The following is a 19,771-nucleotide window of genomic DNA, read 5'->3' as shown; positions in this document are numbered from 1 at the left end:
GGGACTTATCGAAGTTCTGGATAAGATTATTTATCGCTCTTATTGAATTCCAAGAGTCAATCAACATGAATCCGATCGCATTCATGTTAAAATTTACTTATAGTTTGCAGTTGCGCTATTTTTACAGCGCAACTACAAGCAGAATACAAAAATTTTACACTTTGTTAATTAGCTGGTTCATCTCGAACATCTGTATGGGGCTGAGGTTCCCGCAGGCGTTTGGCAATATTTTCTCGACGATAGTTTGCCAGTTCTTCGTAGATTTTTTTACGGGCTACATTCAAGCTTCCTACGGGCTCATGTTCGCTTAAAGTATGCCAAGGTGTAAAAAACATACCTTCATCAAGACGTTGGCGTTCATCAAAATTAAATTTCTGTGCGGGAATTCGTACTGTTGCGACTTTAATAAATGGTGAATCTTCTTCTTTCCATTCCTGCGTTAGCTGTTCGATGGGTGTCTTGTCATCATCCACATAGAACTGAATCATAAAGTCGAAATAAGCATCTTTTCCTTTTTCAGTCAAATATTCAACTATTGCTTCCCGCAGGTAATTTTCTGACTCTGGCAATGTCTCTGGTGAAATTTCGGGTTGCTGGGGTTTCACCGTCATTTTGACAACGCGATCGCCAAACCGAAATGCTGCCATACTCCAATATTGAATTAACAGGGGATTGCCAACTTTTTGGCTACCAAGTCGTTGTATAATACCATAAGATAATTGTAATTCTTGCATCCTTTCCGGTGGCAGTTCTCCGCTACCAGCATGAAAAAGATCTGAATAACCCTGAATATCATTGACAAAGAACGTAGGCCAGTTATTGAGTGTAAAGTCTTGGGTATTTTCTTCATCACTCAAAACTTTGTTACCAGCAACATTCAGAACTTTGATAGCAAAACCGCGTCCATCGGGGTCGCGATCGGAACGAAATTTTCCTCGTTTTTCAGGCGAACCCCCACTAGAAAACCGAATCCATGCAGGATAAGTTTGAGGTGTTTTAAATAGCCCTACACGTAATGCTTCCGGTAAATTTGGCTCAATAATGAATTCACCCCATACTAAGCCATGACTTTTTGCATGTATTTGTCGTCGGTCGGGACCAGTTTGTTGTTGTGCTTGAAAACTGGTTGCTAAAACTGCATCGACCATTTCTGTTTGTTCGGCAGCAGATATATTTGAAATGCTCACGAAATATTTCCCCTCTAACTTAGCAATTTTTATGACTGGCAATGTTCTTAACAAGACAGCTATTTCAAGGGCAGATGGTAGCTATGTATATGCCCTCTGCCTTTTTCACTCAGGACTTACCCATAACCTTCAGCGGGTTGGGGGAATCAACAAAATGTGAACCCCCAAAATATCGTTAAGGTTACGTAAGTTCTGCGTCTATGTAACCATAACAACGAAATCGTCTTTTAGCATAGAGAGTACAAAGAAATTTAGTCTTGCACGTTCTTGCTGGGAATTTGATAGGTTATTGCCAAGGGCAAATTTAACTCAAAGCACTTCGCAGCCTTTGTTCAAGAGCATCTAAGTCTATTCCCAGGTTTCGCAGCACTTTCATTGCGGCTCCTCCTGTACCTCCCGCACCTTCACGAAGAATCCCTAACAATAAATGTTCTGTCCCAATGTAGTTAACACCGAGTTGTTGAGATTCTTCTACCGAGAGTTCTAAGACTCGCTTGGCTCTGGGTGTGTAGGGAATATCTAAAGGCGTGTTACCTTTGCCCCGACCTATAATTTTTTCCACTTCAATCTGTGCTTTTTCCAAGCTTACCCCCACAGAGGTGAGAATTTCTGATGCTATTCCACTCCCTCCGCCAATCAATCCTACTAAAATTTGTTCTGTCCCAATAAACTCATGCCCCAAGCGGCGAGATTCATTTTGCGCGAAAAATATGGCATCGACCGCTTTTTGGGTAAATCTTTCATATCCTGGAAGGCGGAATCTTTCAGACATCAATCCAAACAGTTTTTGAAAGATAGCCTCAAAAAATCTTTCAAACATAAATCCTTCCTCTGTAGGTGTCTTGTGAGTCGCTTGAGGAGCACGATCGCCAAAAATCTCCAAGCGATCGCTTCTTGTTTTCCCCGTGGTTAAAAAAGCAAGCAAATCCTCCATTGTCTCAGCGTTTGCTGAGTACCAGAGAAATTGCCTATCTTTTCGGCTATTGACTAACCCCTCGTTTCGCAACTTCTCCAAGTGGTGCGATAGGGTGGAGTTCGGGATTTTGAGCTTTTCCTGAATCTCTCCCACTGTCATCCCTTGCAGATCGGCTGCAAACAGCAGTCGCATAATTTCAAGCCGTGGTTCCGACCCCAGAGCAGCAAACATATCTGCATAGCGAGCCGTTTCTTCATTAGCCATATTTCTAGAATAATCGAAATAAAAGAGATGTCAATGTTAATTTTCTTATATAGCAATCCTAATTTGATTTATCTGGCTAGACCCGAGCTTACCAAAAGCACGCGGTGGGAGCTACACCGTTTGAGACGATGGTACAGATATCTTGCTTTTGTATTAAAATTGACCATCTTTCCTTCTGACCTCTGCCATCTGCCCTGGGCGCTTTCTTCTGGTAATATGATAAAATTCCCTTTTTTCAGGCAACTAAAATTAACTTTATAAGAAATGAGTGAGGGCAGGCATCTAGTGGTTAGAATTCTCAGATTAGCAGAAATGACATCTCAAGATCTCTCTGCATTGAAGAGACGAGCTGAGTTAAACATCGAACAAGCCCTCTCCATTGCAAAAGAGGTTATCGACCAAATTAGACAGCGTGGCGATGCAGCCTTAATTGAATACGTGAGAAAATTTGACTATGCAGGGGCAGAACTGGAAAACCTGAAAGTCAGCGAACAAGAGTTTGCAGAAGCTCGCGAATCCATTGAACCTGAAATCAAGTCAGCCCTCCATCAGGCATTTGTCAATATAAAAGAAGTCCATGAAAGACAAATGCCTGAAGAAATTCAACTTGCAGAAATTGACAGCGGAATTTTCGCAGGTGAAAAAGTAACGCCGATCGCAAGTGCGGGGCTGTACGTTCCACGAGGAAAAGGCGCTTTTCCATCCGTGATGCTCATGTTAACAATACCAGCAAAAGTGGCTGGTGTGAGCAAAATCATTGTATGTACCCCACCAGACAAAAATGGCAAGGTAGAACCTGCATCTCTTGTCGCTGCAGAAATGGCAGGAGTGAAAGACGTATACAGGCTCGGTGGAATACAAGCGATCGCAGCCATGGCTTTGGGTACGGGAATAGTCCCCAAAGTTGACAAAATTACAGGTCCATGCAATGTCTATGGTTCTGCGGCTAAGAGAATTTTGTACGGAACGGTGGATGTGGGGCTACCAGCCGGACCAAGTGAGTCCATTATCTTAGCGGACGAACACACAGACCCTCAAATTGCAGCCCTCGATCTGTTAGTTGAAGCAGAACACGGTCCGGAATCGGCTGCATTGCTCGTTACCCATGATGAATCCCTGGCTCTTAAAGCTGCTAAGTATGTCAGTGAGTATTTAACTAAACTTCCCCAATGGAGACAAGAGTTTTGCGAGAAAGGTCTTTCTTCTTATGGTGGCATTTTACTCACGCGCAGCTTAGAAGAATCACTGGAATTTGTCAACGAGTATGCTCCAGAACATTTGGAGGTTTTAGTTAAAGAACCTTTCAGCGTACTGGGAAAGATAAAGAACGCAGGAGAAATCTTACTCGGTCCTTACACGCCAATACCTGTAAGTAACTATTGCTTGGGAGTCAATGCTATTCTTCCAACAGGAGGCTTTGCGCGATCGTATTCAGCTGTATCAGTCTTTGACTTCCTCAAGCGGGCGGGAATAGGCTATCTTACTCCAGAAGGCTATGCCAAACTGAAACAGACAACTCAAACACTCGCAACCTACGAAGGTTTTGCAGCCCATGCTATGGCAATTCAAGAAAGAGAAGGGTTATTAGATTAGGGGTTAGGGAAGAGGAATTCATCAACTGGTTCCCGTGTCCTCAATTCATTCACTCATCAACTCGTTCCCAGGTTCTACCTGGGAATGCATTCTTCGAGGCTCCGCCTCGCGTGTTAGCATCAAGACGGAAGGCAGATCTGACCGGGAAAAGCCCCTCAATGGGACAGGGGGTTGGGGTTTTCGCATTTTAAGGAGGAAAATTTGTCAGACAAAGATTTGCAGTATATTCAATCTCTCCAATTTTCTGATGTTAAGGCTGCAAACGCATTAATGCAAGAATTCCTTAATGCTATTCTGCCTTTTAAAATCATTGAAGTGACAATCCGACCATTAGCTGTGTCGCTCAATTCTCTCAATGGATTTTTACTAACAGATGATGGAAGAAAGCTATTTTTTAAAACCCATGTAGAGCCAAAAAGTATCATCAACGAGTACTATAACTCGACAATTTTAGCAGAAGCAGGTTATCCAGTTATTCAACCTATATTTAGTTCTAATGAATGGGGAAAGCAACTTCTAATTTATGAATATGTTGAATATCCATCCCTATTTGATACAATTCGCAAATTAGAACTGGATAACCAACAAAATGCAGATTTTATTGTTTCCCTGCAACAAAAATCTGATGACAATCTCTGGAAGATTTATTTAGAAACACTCCAGATTTTAACAGCAGAGCAACATGAAAAAGCACCAATTCACCAACTGTTTTCTCACAGACTGACTGGCGGACGCTTTGCTACTTTCTACGAAAATACAGATATTATTTTGCCCGGACATACAATTCATTTTTCTTCACTGGCAAAAATGAAATGGATTGTTAATGGAGTGGAATTCAAAGAGACTCTTGGTAGTCTTGTAGAGCAAGCTATCGAGGTTTTAGACCCATCTAAAAGCGAAACTCCATCTATAGTCGGGCATGGAGATGCTCATAATGGTAATGTATTTGTCGATCGAGACAATTCTGCCTTAATCTACTTCGATCCCGCTTTTGCAGGTCGTCACTCGCCCTTTCTTGATTTAACAAAACCACTGTTTCATAATGTGTTTGCAACTTGGATGTATTTTCCTCATGAAGTTGCCAAAACACTTTCTATTGGTTTAGAAATTAAAGACGATACTATTATTGTAAACCACAACTTTGCCCCTACAGAAGTTAAGCTAGCTTTATTACACTCAAAAATTCAACGAGTTCTTGCTCCTTTAATTAAAGAATTGAAATCTAGAGAATGGCTGAATCCACATTGGAAGCAGTATTTAAAGTTAGCTTTATTCTGTTGTCCTTTTCTAACAATGAATCTCAGCGATACTCAAAAGTTTCCTCCTGAAATCACCCTTTTAGGATTAGCTCTGGCGGTTGAAATGGGTAGTGATGTTCGGGGAGCAACGAAAAGCTTAATAGATTCTGAATTAGATGCTGTCGGCTAAATCACTTCATCCTTTTACCCTTCTCATATGTATCAACAACTTACCACTCTCATCTTTGATTTGGATGGAGTTATTACTAGTGAAAAAAAGTATTGGAATACAGCCCGCTTAACTGTCTGGGATTTGATAAGTAGTGACAGCTACCTTGGTTTTAAAAATTACTTTGATGAAGGTGAGATTTTTTTAAGCAATTTGACCTTAGTAGGTGAAAAGGTTATATCCAGTCAGTTTGTTTATGAATTAAAAAGGCGGGCGGTTAACTCAAACTGGGACTTAACCTTTTTTGTCGTGTCTCTGCATTTGCTGGGAATTCTCAATGCAGTGAAAGCAAATTATCCTGAAGCTTGGGCTAGCATTCTCAGCAATCCTCTTTCTGTTAAAGAGGAGTTAGTAAGATTGAAAAATTTCTTATCAAAAAATAACTATACTTCAACAATTAGCGATGCTTTAATTGAGAAGTTTTGGGAGGAAACTCAAATTTTAACAGGAACAGATGTAGTTGAGTATGTCAGTTCGTTCTCAGAAAAAATTTTGGGAGCAAAGTTAAGTTACCTCCAACCTAAAGGAGATTTATGGCAGCTTTGCTATCATAACTTTCAAGAATGGTATGAAACCAAAGGTAGCGGAGTTCTTCCGGATGAGGATACGATCTTAGACCTAGAAAGTATTAGGTTACTATTGGAAAACTTACGCGATCGCTATACTTTAGGAATCGCAACAGGAAGACCGAGAAATGAAGTGATTCAGCCCTTGTCCCAACTGGGGGTGCTCGAATACTTTGACCAAAAACGTATTGTTACATATGACGAAGTTTTAGACGCAGAGGCAATTCTATCTCGTTCTAGTAACAGTCAGAAACTTGGAAAACCCCACCCATTTGTCGTACTTAAAGCACTTTATCCCGATGAAAATGTTGAAATTTTCTGTTCAAAAGAATTTCAATCTTTAGACCGCAAGTATGCAGCTTATATTGGTGATGCTACGAGTGATGTTGTTGCAGCCAAACAAGCTGGATGTCTATCTATTGGGGTATTGACTGGGGTATTTGGAGATAAGATGGCTTCCATGCAACAAAGTATGCTCAAAAATGTCGGATGTGATGTTATCTTAAACAGTGTACTTGAGTTACCAATGTTGCTGGGAAATAACCTTTAAATATTATTTGAAACAATGGATTATTTAGTTAACGAACATATTAAGGGGATCGCTCCGAAAGAACCCAGACGGGCTAAAGGGAGTGATGCTATTCGTCTGGATAAAGGTGAGTTACCTTACCCACCCTCACCCCACGTTATTGCAGCGATTACAAATGCAGTGACGACAATCAATAGATATCCAGAGATACTTGGAGGTCAGCTCCGAGAAGCACTAGCCAAGTATACTGGTGCAAAGGAACAGCAGATTTTTATCGGTAATGGCTCGGACGATTTGATCGAACTGATTGCTAAAGTCTTTGTCAAACCGGGAGAAGAAGTCATCATCCCAGTTCCAACCTTTTTTGTGTATTTTCTCAGTACTCAAGTTGTCAATGGAAATCCAGTTTTAGTCCATAGAACTGGGGACTTTGGGCTTGATGTTGAGGCTATAGTGCAGAAAGTTACTCCCAAAACGAAGGTTTTGTTTATTGCTAACCCCAACAATCCCACAGCTAACCTGATTCCACGAGAGATTATCCAGGAAATTCTGGAGCGTGTAGAGTGCATGGTGGTTGTAGATGAGTGTTACTATGAAATTTGCCGGGAAACTGTAGCAGACCTTGTCGATCGCTATCCAAATCTCATCATTTTACGCAGCTTATCAAAAAGCTTTGGCTTGGCGGGTCTGAGGGTGGGTTACGGAATTGCCAATGAGACTGTGGTGGATTATCTCTACCGCGCATCCCAAATGTTTAACGTGAATAAGTTAGCCATAGTAGGTGCGATCGCAGCACTAGAAGACATGGAGTATGTCTATTCTAATATTCAGCAAATTTGCCAAGACAGGGAGTATTTAGCTGGGGAACTGGAAAATCTTGGGTTCTTTGTTTGTCCTTCTGCAACCAACTTTCTTTTAGTCCATACAAAACCACTCAACATTCCCTCCATAGATTTGGTTCAAGCACTCCAAGCCAAAAATATTTTTGTACAGGATTTTGGTTTAAAACCAGGATTAGATGCGTACTATTTCAGAACATCTATCGGTAGTTCCGATGAAAATCAGGCATTAATGACACTAATAAAGGAAGCTGTCAACTTTTTGCAGAAGTAGTGTCTTTAACCGATTGTATAAATTTAGCTTTTTTTAAGATTTCGATCTCGGTATTTTTCAGGCAAATTGAAGTACATCGGTAAAGGTGCAAAGCATTGCAGCCCATATAAATCAGCACGATTTTATTAGTTTGAAGATTTGTCATCTACCTAAGAAAGGAATTATTTATATTTCTTTAGGGTGGTGCGATTGTATGAAGAAAATTAACATTCTTATATTAAGTGCCTTATTTTAAAGAATAAAAACATAAAAACTTATGTATAGTAAATCGATGTCAATTAAAGAAAAGGAAACAATATATCATATTGAATTGGTTAAGCATGGAGTTAAATATGATGTGGCTGCAAGAGCAGCTAAGATTTTAGCTTTTGGATTAGATGAAGAAACCCTAACTGAAGAAGAGAAACAACTCGTTAAAGAGGCTTGTAAAATCTGGCTAAAACAGCATCAACGTATAAATTCAATCCTATCAAAATATTAAGAAACTCAAGAAGTGGTGAAATATAAAAATAAGAGTGAAGACTGCTAATGGCTAATAGCTAATGGATAATAGCTAATTGCTTTTTGAGCATTAGCTATTAGCAATCTAAATTTTTTACAAATGATTTAGGATTGCTATATTACACATATTTGTCCAAAAACTTCTCTATTGAGATTTACCTAATACAGCCTACTGCTATTTTTAGTGCTGTCGAACTTACTAGGGCTGTTCTCAATACCCACCAGTAATAACCGAGGAAACTTGAGCGACTTAAATTTTTCCTCCCAGGACTTCTAAAATTTCGGTCACTCCAGCTTTTTGTGCCTCTAGCTCCTGAATCTTAGTCAGTAGTCGCTTGGGAATATACTTGCTCTTTTTGGTAATGCGATCGCCCTCAATCCAAACCTCATAGTGATACCAAGGTTGGGGATAATCTTTACCATTGAGGGTAATAGTCTTCCATTGAATGGAACCAGTACCTGAGCCTTTGTTTCGGCGGGGTTTACTGGGGTTATTCTTACTGGTGGGTAGCGCCTGTTCCCCGGCTTTACTGGGGTTGTTTTTACTGGTGGGTAGCGCCTGTTCCCCGGCTTTACTGGGGTTGTTTTTACTGGTGGGTAATGCCTGTTCCCCGGAATTACTGGGGTTGTTTTTACTGGTGGGTAGTGCCTGTTCCCCGGAATTACTGGGGTTGTTTTTACTGGTGGGTAATGCCTGTTCCCCGGAATTACTGGGGTTGTTTTTACTGGTAGATAAGAACTCTTGTAGAAATTTACTAGGGCTGTTTTCCTTACCCACCAGTAAAACGTCTCTACCCAGTATTGCCAAAATTTCTCTGACTGGTCGTTTCTGCTTCTCTGCCTGTTGAACCAGTTCTAGCAAATGTTTGGGAATGTACTTGCTTTTTTTTCGATCGTTCTCCTTCCAGTGATAATAGGCTTGCGGGTAATCTTTTCCATTCTTGGTAATGGTGCGCCAGTAGATAGTACCGTTACCTTCGCCACGAATTCTGCGATTTTTACTAGGTCTATCTTTACTGGTGGGTAAGTCATGAGTGGGGTTGTTTTCACCAGAGTAGGGATTGGACTGTTCAAGATTTTTACTAGGGCTATTTACAGTACCCCCCAGTAATAACTGACCAACACCGCTAGCATCCTCTGAATCTGACAGCTTGCCAACATCAGAACCATTGGTGGAAGTTGACTTCTGTAACCAATGCTGTCCTATTTGGTTCTCTCGTACAAAACCTGTACGACTTTTATCTGAGACTGTTGAGGTAGACGACTCGATATAAGGCGATCGCTCCGAAATATTCCATCGTCCTTGCTCGTTCTTAGTATTCCCATTTAGATGCTTTAAGTTGGAGTCATCAGCAAAACTTTCAGCCGCTAGCCAAGTTAAATCTTGTGGAATGAACCGCGTCAGTCTCAATAACAACTCAGGCTCAACGGGAATGGCTGTGTTTTTCCCATTCCAGACAACTAAAACAGATTTCTGTTGCTTTCCACAAACAGTTCCTTCTACAGTGCTGTTTCTCAAACGAACGCGATCTCCTACAGACCAAACATCATCGGGATCTGCTGGTTCGTCTCCCCATTCTTCGTTATCCAACCAACCGCGAACTATAAACCATTGATGCTCGGTTATAGTAGCAATCATGATTTCACCTCGACAATCGAAACACTGTAAAGCCTGCCATAACCGAAATTGAAAGCCTGTAAGATGAAGGGTAATAGCGATCGCAAAACGCTATTGCCTTACGAGCGAGCGCACTAAATCCCTGGGCTTCATCTTTAGAGAAATTTTTGGTTTTGTGAGTCGTGGGTTTGAGCTTTGCCATTCAAAGCACCTCCTTGACGACAGTATAGTGAGACCAAACGAGCAAGCAGGTTGCTTGAGCTAGGTAATATATCCCTTGTGTTTCCGAATTGTTTTGAGTCATAATAGCGGTAGATAAAAACTACAAAATTGTAGCCCCTGTCCTCCGAGACAAGGGCGTATTTTTAGTTCCCGTGCAACCTTCAACTAGGAAATTGCACTTCCACAACTGATTTGTTATTGTTGAAATAACAAACAGATGTTTTTTCATTACAAAAATTGCTAATGAGAAAATAGTATAGCAAAAATTGCTATTTAGCAAGAAGATGGATCACCAGCAAATTTTGATTAAGGCGATTAGGGAAAGTGGGTTGACCGCCAGAGAGATTTCTGAGGCGACAGGAGTCAACGAGAGTAGCCTCAGTCGATTTATGAATGGTAAGCAAGATCTAAGAGCTGGCGATTACTTTGCTGTATTAAATTTTCTCCCAGAGGAAGCCAAAAACCCTGCGAAATCTCGTCTGGCGATGGATTCTCCCGTGAGTTTAAAAGTGCTGATCGCGCAAGCAACAGATACAGAAAAGGCAGAAGTTTTGTTTGCGCTCGGGCATTTATTTCTGAAAGAGCATAAAAACACAGAAGCAGTAGATTTACTTCCCGCAGCTTCTTGAAGAAGGTAGAGGGCTTTAGCAATGATGCTTTTGTTGTCCTAACTTTTTCCACTGCCTATTAAGTACAAAAGAGCCATACGAATGGCAACACCACTGCTGACTTGATTTTGAATCAGACTAAATTTAGGATCGTCCATCACTTCAGAACTAATTTCAACACCACGGTTGACGGGACCGGGATGCAAAATTTTGACTTCTGGTTTGCAAAGTTCCAATCTTGAATGCGTAATACCATACATTTGATGGTACTCTCGCAACGAGGGCAATAAATGAGCGGTCATCCGTTCCTTTTGCAAGCGCAGAGTCATGACAAAATCAGCATCTTGCAAAGCAGGCTCTAATTCCCAGTGAAGAAACAATTTACCTGGTTGATCTTCGCCATAATTCGCAAATAATTTCGGTAAAAGTGTGGGTGGTCCTGCGAGATGGACATGAGCGCCACTAGCAGTAAAGCTCCAAATATTTGAGCGGGCAACCCGTGAATGTACAATATCTCCAACAATGGCAATCTTTTTATCCTTAAGGAGTTCAATCTGGGGAGAGTCAGCATCAAGGAGAGTACAAATAGTAAACAAGTCAAGCAATCCTTGCGAAGGATGTTCGTGTTGACCGTCACCTGCATTGAGGACGTTGACCCGTACTCCCAAACGATCCATTTCAGCTGCGATCGCCTGGGGAACACCTGCTTCCTTATGGCGGATCACCATAATATCAGTACCCATTGCCAGGTAAGTCTTTGCCGTATCGAGAATTGTTTCTCCTTTGGTTATAGAAGAAGTTGCTGAAGCAAAGTTGAGCGTATCGGCTGACAACCGCTTTGCAGCGAGTTCAAAACTACTGCGAGTCCGGGTAGATGGTTCAAAAAATAAATTTGCCACCACCTGTCCCTGTAAAGTTGGTACTTTCTTTGTCCGGCGAGACAAGACTTCCATAAAACTGGCAGCTGTTTGCAGGACAGTGTTATATTCGGCATTTGTGAAGTCAGAAAGAGAAAGGACGTGATGGCGATTCCAAGTGGTACTAGACATAAATAACTAACAAGGATAAAGGATAAAGGGTAAAGGATAAAAAATTTATACTTTATTCCTTATCAAATAAGAAATACAAATACCTATGTATCTCCGTGAACAACATACTTTCGTGCAAAGTATATTTTGTCAAGCCTTCATCCTCCATCTCTCATCCTTCAGCTAAGAAAAGTTACTAATCTAAACAATAAATAAATAAATGAGGAATTCTGTTAAGACTTGGTACATTATGAAACAGAGCGCCATGTTCCTTTGTAAAACTAGCCATGCAATTTGATGACCTACAGCCCAGTGAGCCTGAAATAGAAGCAGCAATAGACTATAATCCACTTACGGTTACAACTGACACACGACTCATAGATGTTATTGCTTTAATGAATCAAAGGCGGATTCACAGTTGTTCGTTATCTAATGCCAATTCACACGAATATGGTTTTCCTACCTATGAGACTGGTTCGAGCTGTGTTTTGGTGGTGCAGGAAACAAAATTGTTAGGAATCTTTACAGAACGGGATATTGTGCGGCTGACAGCAGCAAGTATACCCTTTGAAAAAGTGACAATCGCTGAAGTCATGACAAAACCAGTGATTACACTCTCTCAAACGACTTTTAAAGATATTTTTGCCCCTCTATTTTTATTTCGGCGCTACCGCATTCGTCATCTACCGATTTTAGGACAGAAGGGAGAACTCATTGGAGTTGTCTCTCATGAAAGTATTCGTAGTATTTTGCGCCCCATCCATCTCCTCAAACTTATGCGCGTAGGAGATGTTATGACCACCCAAGTCATTCGTGCGCCGGTCACTGCTTCAGTGTTGAGCTTAGCTCAAGTCATGGCAGAGTATAAAATTAGCTGTGTTGTCATTACCGAACAATATCCAGAATTAGACTTGGGACATTTCGTTCACGTTCCTGTAGGAATCGTTACCGAGCGAGATATTGTCCAATTCCAAGCACTGCAAATTAATTTTACAGAAGTTCGGGCGCAGTCTGTTATGAGTACACCGCTTTTTCTATTAAGCCCGGAAGATTCTCTTTTAACTGCTTTGCGGGAAATGCATCGACGACACACAAAAAGATTAGTCGTGTCTTGGGATGGAGGTAAAGAACTCGGGCTTGTGACTCAAAGCAGTCTGCTACGGGTTCTCGATCCAGTTCAAATGTATGGAGTCATAGCAACTTTGCAAAAAACTGTTATTTAAAGGATGAAGTGAATACAAAACTTTTTCTCCTTCATCCTTTATCGTAATTAAGTATCTTCGGGAAATACCCATTTAGGCGGTTCCATCAGTTTTTTCATTCTTGCCACTTCGGCTATTTCTATCATCTGGTCTAAGGGAGTATCTTCAATAAATTTTGAAGTAGCTTCTCTAAACTCTGTATTGGGACACTTATCCCCCAAAACACAGCCATTGACGCAAGCTTCAGCACAGTTAATTTTTGGTTGTTCCACGATTAACTCCTTTGAACATAGGGGGTAGGCCACCCCGCTCTAAAGAGACGGGGCTTTTGCCCATTTCACGGGTGTTTATGAAAAATGTTGTGGGCTTTTGCCCGTGGGTACCTAGCTTAATAATATGACATGAGGAATGGTAACAAATAATTGCTTGCCTCTTGCCTATTTTTGCCGATTTTGGCGTACACATTAGTTTTTGCTGACATTTCCGTATTAAATTCGGAAGTTGCTTGCAACATCTTCTGAATCGGTACACCAAATAAATCGCGCCGGGGTAGCCCCTAAATTCTATTTATGGGGCTAGGCGCAGGCGAAGCAGGCGAATAAATTCGCCGTCAGGTTTCTTTTTGGTTTTGAATGTACATTTTAATTACGTCTAGCAGTGCGCCTCCTACTGTTAAAACAAAGTAAGAATTAATCCACAAAGAAGGTAACCGACTTTTTAGCTCAGGAAACTCTAATCTTAAATATCTAGAAGTAGCCCCCTTAAATCTTTTTACGGCTTTATGTACCCCAAATTGAGGCTCGACCTCTATCAATAGATGTACGCGATCTGGCATTATTTCCATTTCCAAGATTTCGACTTTAATCTCGACTGCTATTTGAGCAAGCAATTCTTTAAGCCTAGATGCAACAGCATTGACTAGTACCTTTCGCCTATATTTTGGGCAAACAATAACGTGATATTTGCATAAATATACAACATTATTGTTTGATTTAAATTTGTAAGACATTTGCCGGAATATTAGTTTGCTCTTCTGTATCTATAGCAGATTCGGAGTTGATGAGTTACAGGATCTAATTCAAATTCCGACGTTTAAAAGTGATTCTGCAATTGATGTACCTCACATACCTCAAAAGTACTGTGTATGATAAAATGTAGTCAGTTAATAAATAAGTAACGGGGGTGATTTGATCTTGGCAGCAAAAACGCCTAGCTTTATAACTGAAATTCCATTAAAAACGACATTTCAGGATATGGCTGTACTTGCAGCCAGATTAGAAACAGGAAGACAGGTATATAACGCTGTATTATCAGAAGGATTAGCTCGAATAGAACTAGTCCGTAATTCTGAACTGTATCAGCCAGCTAAATTCATCCCAAAAAATAGCAAAAAAGAACGTGCTACAGCTTTTCAAAAAGCACGTTCAGCCTACAGGTTTAGCGAATACGAGTTAGAGGCTTTCGCTAATTTAACAGCTATAGCTAGTGTTTGGATTAAGTCTAACCTTGATGCTAATACCATTCAAAAAATAGCTACTAGAGCATTTAAAGCTTTAGAACGAATGATGTTTGGCAAGGCTAAGAAGGTTAGATTTAAACAGAAAGGTCAGTTTGCATCTTTAGAAGGTAAAACCAATAAACAAGGTATTCGCTGGACTGGTAACGTTGTTGAATGGTCTGGTTTGAAGCTCAAAGCCACAATCACTAACGACCTTGTAATCTGGCACGGTTTAAACTCAAAGATTAAGTATGTTCGTTTAGTACGCCGTATCTTTAATCAAAAAACATATTGGGTTGCTCAGTTGGTTTGTGAGGGACTACCTTATCAAAAGCCCAAAAATGTTATCGGTGTCTATATATGACTTTCTCAATCCAAAATCGACAATCCGCTTATGCAAAATGGTATAAGTATAATTTTTTGCAATTAACTATTAATCGTAACTGAATGTCAGAAAACTTTGCAACCACTGGAACCATTGCCGCGATCGCGACTGCTATTGTTCCGCAACAAGGCAGTGTTGGGATCGTGCGTGTCTCCGGAACGGAAGCAATGCACATTGCTCAAACTTTGTTTCACGCACTTGGGCGTCAAGCTTGGGAAAGCCACCGTATCCTTTACGGTTATATCCGCCATCCACAGACACGCCAAGTGGTGGATGAGGCTCTTTTGCTGATTATGAAAGCACCTCGTTCCTATACTCGTGATGATGTAGTAGAATTTCACTGTCATGGAGGAATCATGGCAGTACAGCAGGTTTTGCAGCTGTGTTTGGAAAATGGGGCTAGACTGGCTCAGCCGGGAGAGTTTACCCTGCGGGCATTTTTAAACGGGCGGCTGGATTTAACTCAGGCAGAAAGTATTGCTGATTTGGTCGGTGCGCGATCGCCTCAAGCAGCACAAGCCGCCTTAGCAGGATTGCAAGGAAAATTAGCCAATCCCATCCGTCAGTTACGGGCTAGTTGTTTGGATATTTTAGCGGAAATCGAAGCTCGAATTGATTTTGAAGAAGATTTACCACCGTTAGATGAAACTAAAGTCATCTCGGACATGGAAAGAGTTGCAGCAGAAATAACCAACATCTTGGCAACTGCTGACAAAGGCGAACTCCTTCGCACGGGGTTAAAAGTTGCGATCGTTGGGCGTCCCAATGTCGGTAAGTCAAGTTTGTTGAATGCTTGGAGTCGAAGCGATCGCGCTATTGTCACTGACTTACCCGGTACAACTCGCGATGTTGTGGAATCACAGTTAGTTGTCGGTGGAATCCCGGTGCAGGTTTTAGATACAGCCGGAATTCGCGAAACAGAAGACCAAGTCGAAAAAATTGGGGTTGAACGTTCCCGACGTGCTGCAAGTGGGGCGGATTTAGTGCTGTTGACGGTAGATGCTTCAACAGGTTGGACAGCAGGTGATGGAGAAATTTACGAACAAGTGCAACACCGTCCTTTGATCTTAGTGATTAACAAAATTGACCTAGCATCACCAGAAGAAGTGCAATATCCAAAAAGTATCAGTCATGTTGTTAAGACAGCCGTTGCTCAAAACCAGGGGCTTGATGCTCTAGAAGCAGCGATTTTGGAAAAAGTCAGAGTCGATAAAGTACAAGCTTCTGACTTAGATTTAGCGATTAACCAAAGACAAGCAGCCGCACTCGTGAAAGCAAAAATGGCGTTAGAACAAGTCAGGGAAACGATCGCTCAACAGCTACCTCTTGATTTCTGGACTATTGACCTGCGAGGTGCAATTCAAGCACTCGGAGAAATTACTGGAGAGGAGGTTACAGAATCGGTATTAGATAAAATTTTCAGTAGGTTTTGCATTGGGAAATAGACCACTCAGAGAATCGCAAAAATTATTAAAATTATGTAGGAAATAATTACAATTATTAGCGAAGCTGCTGAGTTAGACAAAATGTCTTTTCTTCAAGAAATTAAGAATCTCAATGTATTGATTGTAGGAGCCAGTCAAGGTATAGGTTTGGGTTTTGTAAAAACACTGCTGCAAGATGATAAAATTGTTAAAATTTATGCAACCTATCGTCAACCAGATTCTGCTTCTGAATTGTTAACTTTGGCCGATCGATATCGCGAACGCTTAACTTGCTTATCAATGGATATTACGGATGAATCACAAATTGCTCAAGTGGTTCAAAAGATAAGCACGGAAGTAAAGCAACTTCACCTAGTTATAAATTGTGTGGGTATATTGCATGAATCGTCTCTAGAACCAGAAAAAAGTTTAAGACAGATTAATTCTGAAAACTTAATGCGCTATTTCCAAGTTAACAGTATTGGCTCGGTTTTACTTGCCAAACATCTGTTACCCTTGTTGCGTCACAAAGAGCATAGTGTTTTTGCTTGCATTTCTGCAAAATTAGGGAGTATTGGTGACAACCAACTTGGAGGATGGTATGGTTATCGAGCCTCAAAAGCAGCTCTTAATATGTTCCTGCGAACAGTGGCGATTGAATATAAAAGAACTAGCCCCAACACTATAGTTGTCTCCTTACATCCCGGTACAACTGATACTCGACTTTCTAAGCCGTTTCAAGCCAACGTACCACCTGAAAAATTATTTTCCATAGAGCGAACAGTCATTCAATTACTTAGTGTTATTGAGCAACTTCAAGAAAATGATAGCGGAAAGTTTTTTTCCTGGGATGGTAGCCAATTGCCTTGGTAGCAGCGATCGCTAGCCAGTGATTTTCGAGCATTCACCGATCACTGGTTAGCGCTCGCTGTGTAATCGGTCAGATTAATCTCCAAATTCGTGGAACTTCGATTGTTCTGTTTTTGCCCATACCCAAGCCATACACAGTAAAACTACAAGGGGGGAAAGACCGATTATTGCGAGCGTAATTGCTAATAACATTTGTGACAACTATTAGGATAAGAGGTTCTCAAAAATAATGAGTTGGTTACTTTACCAACAGTGTGAATGTTTAATTAATGTTAACTTGGGTTATGCATTAAATGATTATACTAAAGTTAAGATAGCAGAAAAATTAGTTTAATTAAAGCTTTTTTGAGAAAAATAAGCTAACAATACAATAATTTTATAATTTTTAATATTTTATCCATTTCAGTAGAAAATAATACAAATAAAAGAATAAGTATTGTAAGAATTCTGTAAAAATAAAAAAAACTTTTGATAAACAAAAAGTATTATCGATCGCTAGCTAAAAAAATAATTACTTAATTTTTACAAGTTTAATATTTTTTAAAAAAAGACAAGTCATTGAGATGATTGACAACTAAATACTTCATTAGATAACTTTCAAAGTGTTAAAGAACGCGATCGCTTGCATTTCTAAGTTGATATTTAAGATTAGGGTGCAAAGTGTGTAGAGATTAGAGCATCACTAACCCTTGAGGTTCGATAGTTCCCTAGGTTGGGAAACCCATCCAAGGCTGAACTCACCACTAACCACTCACTACCTTTATATTTTTATGACCTCCAATTCTCCACAAAAGCTCAATCGACGCCAGTTTTTGATAACTTCAGCTATGACAAGTGGTGGAATCATAGCTACAGATTTTCTATCAAGAGCGCGAGTTTTTGCCCAAGCACCAGCGATCGTCAAAACAGACCGTCCTACCATCCCATATGGTGTAGCCAGTGGCGACATCAGTGGTAATAAGGCTGTTATCTGGAGTCGTACAGACAAACCGGCAAAGCTGATAGTGGAATACAGTCTAGATGAATCTCTCCGAAATGCACAACGCGTGATTGGACCCAACGCTTTGGAAGTCAGCGATTATACAGCACGGGTTTATCTTAAGAACTTACCTTTAGATCAAAAGATTTACTACCGAGTTATTTTTCAAGATTTGGATGATACAAGCAAAGAAAGCGAACCCGCGATCGGTTCTTTCCGAACTTCTCCCATTTATAAAGGTCAACGAGATATCTTTTTTGCATGGGCGGGGGATACTGCCGGTCAGGGATGGGGTATTAATCCAGACTTTGGGGGTATGAAAATTTACGAAACTATCCGGAAACTCAACCCAGACTTTTTCATCCATTCCGGTGACACTATTTACGCCGACGGTCCAATCCAATCAGAAGTCAAATTGGATGATGGAAGCATCTGGAAAAATATTACGACAGAAGCAAAATCAAAAGTTGCAGAAACTCTAGAGGAGTTTCGAGGTAACTACATTTACAATTTATTAGATGAGAACGTCCGGCGTTTTAACGCTGAAGTTCCCATAATAGCTCAGTGGGATGACCACGAAACAACCAACAATTGGTATCCAGGTGAAATTCTTGATGATAGTCGCTACACGGTTAAAGATGTTTCTTTGTTAGCAAGACGAGCAAATCAAGCTTTCTTAGAATATTTCCCCATCGACATCAACGGTCAAGACCCTAGCAGAATTTATCGCTCGTTTAATTATGGTCCTTCGCTGGAAATTTTCATGCTTGACGAGCGCAGCTATAGGGGACCCAACACACCAAATCGCCAAACGGAACAAAGTGCGGAAACGGCATTTTTAGGCAACGCCCAGGTGCGCTGGTTAAAAAATCAATTGCGGAAATCGACAGCAACTTGGAAAATTATTGCCAGTGATATGCCAATTGGATTGGTGGTTCCCGATGGTTCTACTGACTTTGAAAATTTAGCAAACGGAGATGGTGCTGCTTTGGGGCGGGAACTTGAACTTGCAGATCTATTGCGTTTTATCTATCGCAATGACATTAAGAATGTAGTATGGTTAACAGCTGATGTACATTATGCAGCAGCCCATTACTACGACCCCAATCAAGCACAGTTTACCGACTTTAAACCTTTCTGGGAGTTTGTTGCAGGTCCTATTAACTCCGGTACTTTTGGACCGAATCGACTTGATAATACCTTTGGTCCGCAATTAAAATTCCTAAGCATTCCCACAAATTTACAAGCAAATCGACCCCCAAGTGATGGTTACCAATTTTTTGGAACTGTGAAAATTAACAGCGATACAGAAGTGATGACAGTGGCATTGCTGAACCTAGAGGGCAAAACTCTTTACAGCGTCGATTTACCGCCGGAAAAGTAAAACGCCCTAACGGGCGCTTTCAAAAAAAATAATTACCTTAAATATCAGGCGGGCTGTTATGCCCGCCTATTTAACACTTGCTAACCAATCAATTAAGCACTTGCGTATTTTGCAGTAGAGTGTATCCAACTCAGTATTTTTGCCCTATAATAAGTGTTTGAGGGCTAAAGTATAACTCCACAAATTCTGTTAATTCAGTTTTACGGCTAGCTGCCAACCATAAAAGCTAGCTGGGGAAATGCTTTGTCTTTCACTCGAGAACAACTCCTCAGGGGCATCTACCTTTTTTGTTTCTTTTTCAAATTCAACAATAAATACTCTTCCCAATTAATACTAGCGTTTGTCATTTTTTTATGTCAAGAATTCATTCAAAATTGGCGTAAGATGAAGAGTTAGTAATTTAATTCCCATTCCAAC

17 protein-coding genes and 2 pseudogenes are annotated in these 19,771 nt (G+C 40.6%); 11 read left to right on the top strand and 8 right to left on the bottom strand.

Going from position 1 to position 19,771, the window contains the following annotated elements:
- Positions 1–164: 164 nt before the first annotated feature.
- The 3 genes and pseudogenes from HC643_RS02970 to HC643_RS41990 all read right to left on the bottom strand — a co-directional run.
- Positions 165–1,187 (bottom strand): catalase family protein, encoded by a 1,023-nt coding sequence (locus HC643_RS02970; RefSeq protein ID WP_038076299.1) that lies wholly within the window; start codon positions 1,185–1,187, stop codon positions 165–167.
- Positions 1,188–1,509: 322 nt separating this feature from the next.
- Positions 1,510–1,959 (bottom strand): annotated as a pseudogene (locus HC643_RS41155) (Clp protease N-terminal domain-containing protein); the annotation flags it as partial.
- Between the two features lie 159 nt (positions 1,960–2,118).
- A pseudogene (locus HC643_RS41990) lies at positions 2,119–2,334 on the bottom strand (ArsR/SmtB family transcription factor); the annotation flags it as partial.
- A gap of 345 nt (positions 2,335–2,679) precedes the next feature.
- Here HC643_RS41990 and hisD point away from each other — a divergent pair.
- The 5 genes from hisD to HC643_RS02940 all read left to right on the top strand — a co-directional run bounded on the left by hisD (position 2,680) and on the right by HC643_RS02940 (position 8,116).
- Positions 2,680–3,960 carry a histidinol dehydrogenase gene (gene hisD, locus HC643_RS02960; RefSeq protein WP_202048580.1) on the top strand — a complete coding sequence of 427 codons (1,281 nt, stop codon included), beginning with the start codon at positions 2,680–2,682 and terminating at the stop codon, positions 3,958–3,960.
- Positions 3,961–4,161: 201 nt separating this feature from the next.
- Positions 4,162–5,388, top strand: a complete 1,227-nt coding sequence (locus HC643_RS02955; protein WP_038076396.1) for an aminoglycoside phosphotransferase/kinase family protein — start codon at positions 4,162–4,164, stop codon at positions 5,386–5,388.
- A gap of 27 nt (positions 5,389–5,415) precedes the next feature.
- Positions 5,416–6,543 (top strand): HAD family hydrolase, encoded by a 1,128-nt coding sequence (locus HC643_RS02950; protein ID WP_038076304.1) that lies wholly within the window; start codon positions 5,416–5,418, stop codon positions 6,541–6,543.
- A 15-nt stretch (positions 6,544–6,558) separates the two neighbouring features.
- Positions 6,559–7,635, top strand: coding sequence for a histidinol-phosphate transaminase (hisC, locus tag HC643_RS02945; protein WP_038076305.1), 1,077 nt, complete (start codon positions 6,559–6,561; stop codon positions 7,633–7,635).
- Between the two features lie 271 nt (positions 7,636–7,906).
- Positions 7,907–8,116 carry a hypothetical protein gene (locus tag HC643_RS02940; RefSeq protein WP_038076399.1) on the top strand — a complete coding sequence of 70 codons (210 nt, stop codon included), beginning with the start codon at positions 7,907–7,909 and terminating at the stop codon, positions 8,114–8,116.
- 270 nt (positions 8,117–8,386) lie between these two features.
- Here HC643_RS02940 and HC643_RS02935 read toward each other — a convergent pair whose 3' ends face one another.
- Complete coding sequence (locus HC643_RS02935) at positions 8,387–9,775, bottom strand: hypothetical protein (RefSeq protein WP_202048578.1); 1,389 nt, start codon at positions 9,773–9,775, stop codon at positions 8,387–8,389.
- A 4-nt stretch (positions 9,776–9,779) separates the two neighbouring features.
- Positions 9,780–9,956, bottom strand: a complete 177-nt coding sequence (locus tag HC643_RS02930) for a hypothetical protein (RefSeq protein WP_153021617.1) — start codon at positions 9,954–9,956, stop codon at positions 9,780–9,782.
- 304 nt (positions 9,957–10,260) lie between these two features.
- Here HC643_RS02930 and HC643_RS02925 point away from each other — a divergent pair, with 304 nt between their 5' ends.
- On the top strand, positions 10,261–10,605 hold the full coding sequence (locus tag HC643_RS02925) for a helix-turn-helix domain-containing protein (RefSeq protein ID WP_038076308.1): 345 nt from the start codon (positions 10,261–10,263) through the stop codon (positions 10,603–10,605).
- Positions 10,606–10,643: 38 nt separating this feature from the next.
- Here the strand turns inward: HC643_RS02925 and HC643_RS02920 are convergent, their stop codons facing one another.
- Positions 10,644–11,633 (bottom strand): aspartate carbamoyltransferase catalytic subunit, encoded by a 990-nt coding sequence (locus HC643_RS02920; protein ID WP_038076310.1) that lies wholly within the window; start codon positions 11,631–11,633, stop codon positions 10,644–10,646.
- A gap of 266 nt (positions 11,634–11,899) precedes the next feature.
- On the opposite strand from HC643_RS02920, the gene HC643_RS02915 reads away from it, so the two are divergent.
- Positions 11,900–12,835 (top strand): CBS domain-containing protein, encoded by a 936-nt coding sequence (locus HC643_RS02915; RefSeq protein WP_038076312.1) that lies wholly within the window; start codon positions 11,900–11,902, stop codon positions 12,833–12,835.
- 47 nt (positions 12,836–12,882) lie between these two features.
- Here HC643_RS02915 and HC643_RS02910 read toward each other — a convergent pair whose 3' ends face one another.
- Both HC643_RS02910 and tnpA read right to left on the bottom strand, forming a co-directional pair.
- Positions 12,883–13,086 (bottom strand): hypothetical protein, encoded by a 204-nt coding sequence (locus tag HC643_RS02910; protein ID WP_038076314.1) that lies wholly within the window; start codon positions 13,084–13,086, stop codon positions 12,883–12,885.
- A 338-nt stretch (positions 13,087–13,424) separates the two neighbouring features.
- A complete protein-coding gene (tnpA, locus tag HC643_RS02905) occupies positions 13,425–13,823 on the bottom strand; it encodes an IS200/IS605 family transposase (RefSeq protein WP_038076316.1) in 399 nt (132 codons plus the stop codon).
- 184 nt (positions 13,824–14,007) lie between these two features.
- On the opposite strand from tnpA, the gene HC643_RS02900 reads away from it, so the two are divergent.
- The 4 genes from HC643_RS02900 (at position 14,008) to HC643_RS02885 (ending at position 19,354) form a co-directional block, all read left to right on the top strand.
- A complete protein-coding gene (locus tag HC643_RS02900) occupies positions 14,008–14,676 on the top strand; it encodes a hypothetical protein (RefSeq protein ID WP_137986406.1) in 669 nt (222 codons plus the stop codon).
- Positions 14,677–14,759: 83 nt separating this feature from the next.
- Positions 14,760–16,142 carry a tRNA uridine-5-carboxymethylaminomethyl(34) synthesis GTPase MnmE gene (gene mnmE, locus HC643_RS02895; RefSeq protein WP_038076318.1) on the top strand — a complete coding sequence of 461 codons (1,383 nt, stop codon included), beginning with the start codon at positions 14,760–14,762 and terminating at the stop codon, positions 16,140–16,142.
- 81 nt (positions 16,143–16,223) lie between these two features.
- Entirely contained in the window at positions 16,224–16,994 is a 771-nt protein-coding gene (locus HC643_RS02890; RefSeq protein WP_038076320.1) for an SDR family NAD(P)-dependent oxidoreductase, read from the top strand.
- A gap of 767 nt (positions 16,995–17,761) precedes the next feature.
- Positions 17,762–19,354 (top strand): alkaline phosphatase D family protein, encoded by a 1,593-nt coding sequence (locus tag HC643_RS02885; protein ID WP_050046104.1) that lies wholly within the window; start codon positions 17,762–17,764, stop codon positions 19,352–19,354.
- Positions 19,355–19,771 lie beyond the last annotated feature (417 nt).

This window comes from Tolypothrix bouteillei VB521301 (genome assembly GCF_000760695.4).
In the GTDB taxonomy this organism is placed as follows: domain Bacteria; phylum Cyanobacteriota; class Cyanobacteriia; order Cyanobacteriales; family Nostocaceae; genus Scytonema; species Scytonema bouteillei_A.
This window is presented reverse-complemented; position numbering and strand designations above follow the sequence as displayed.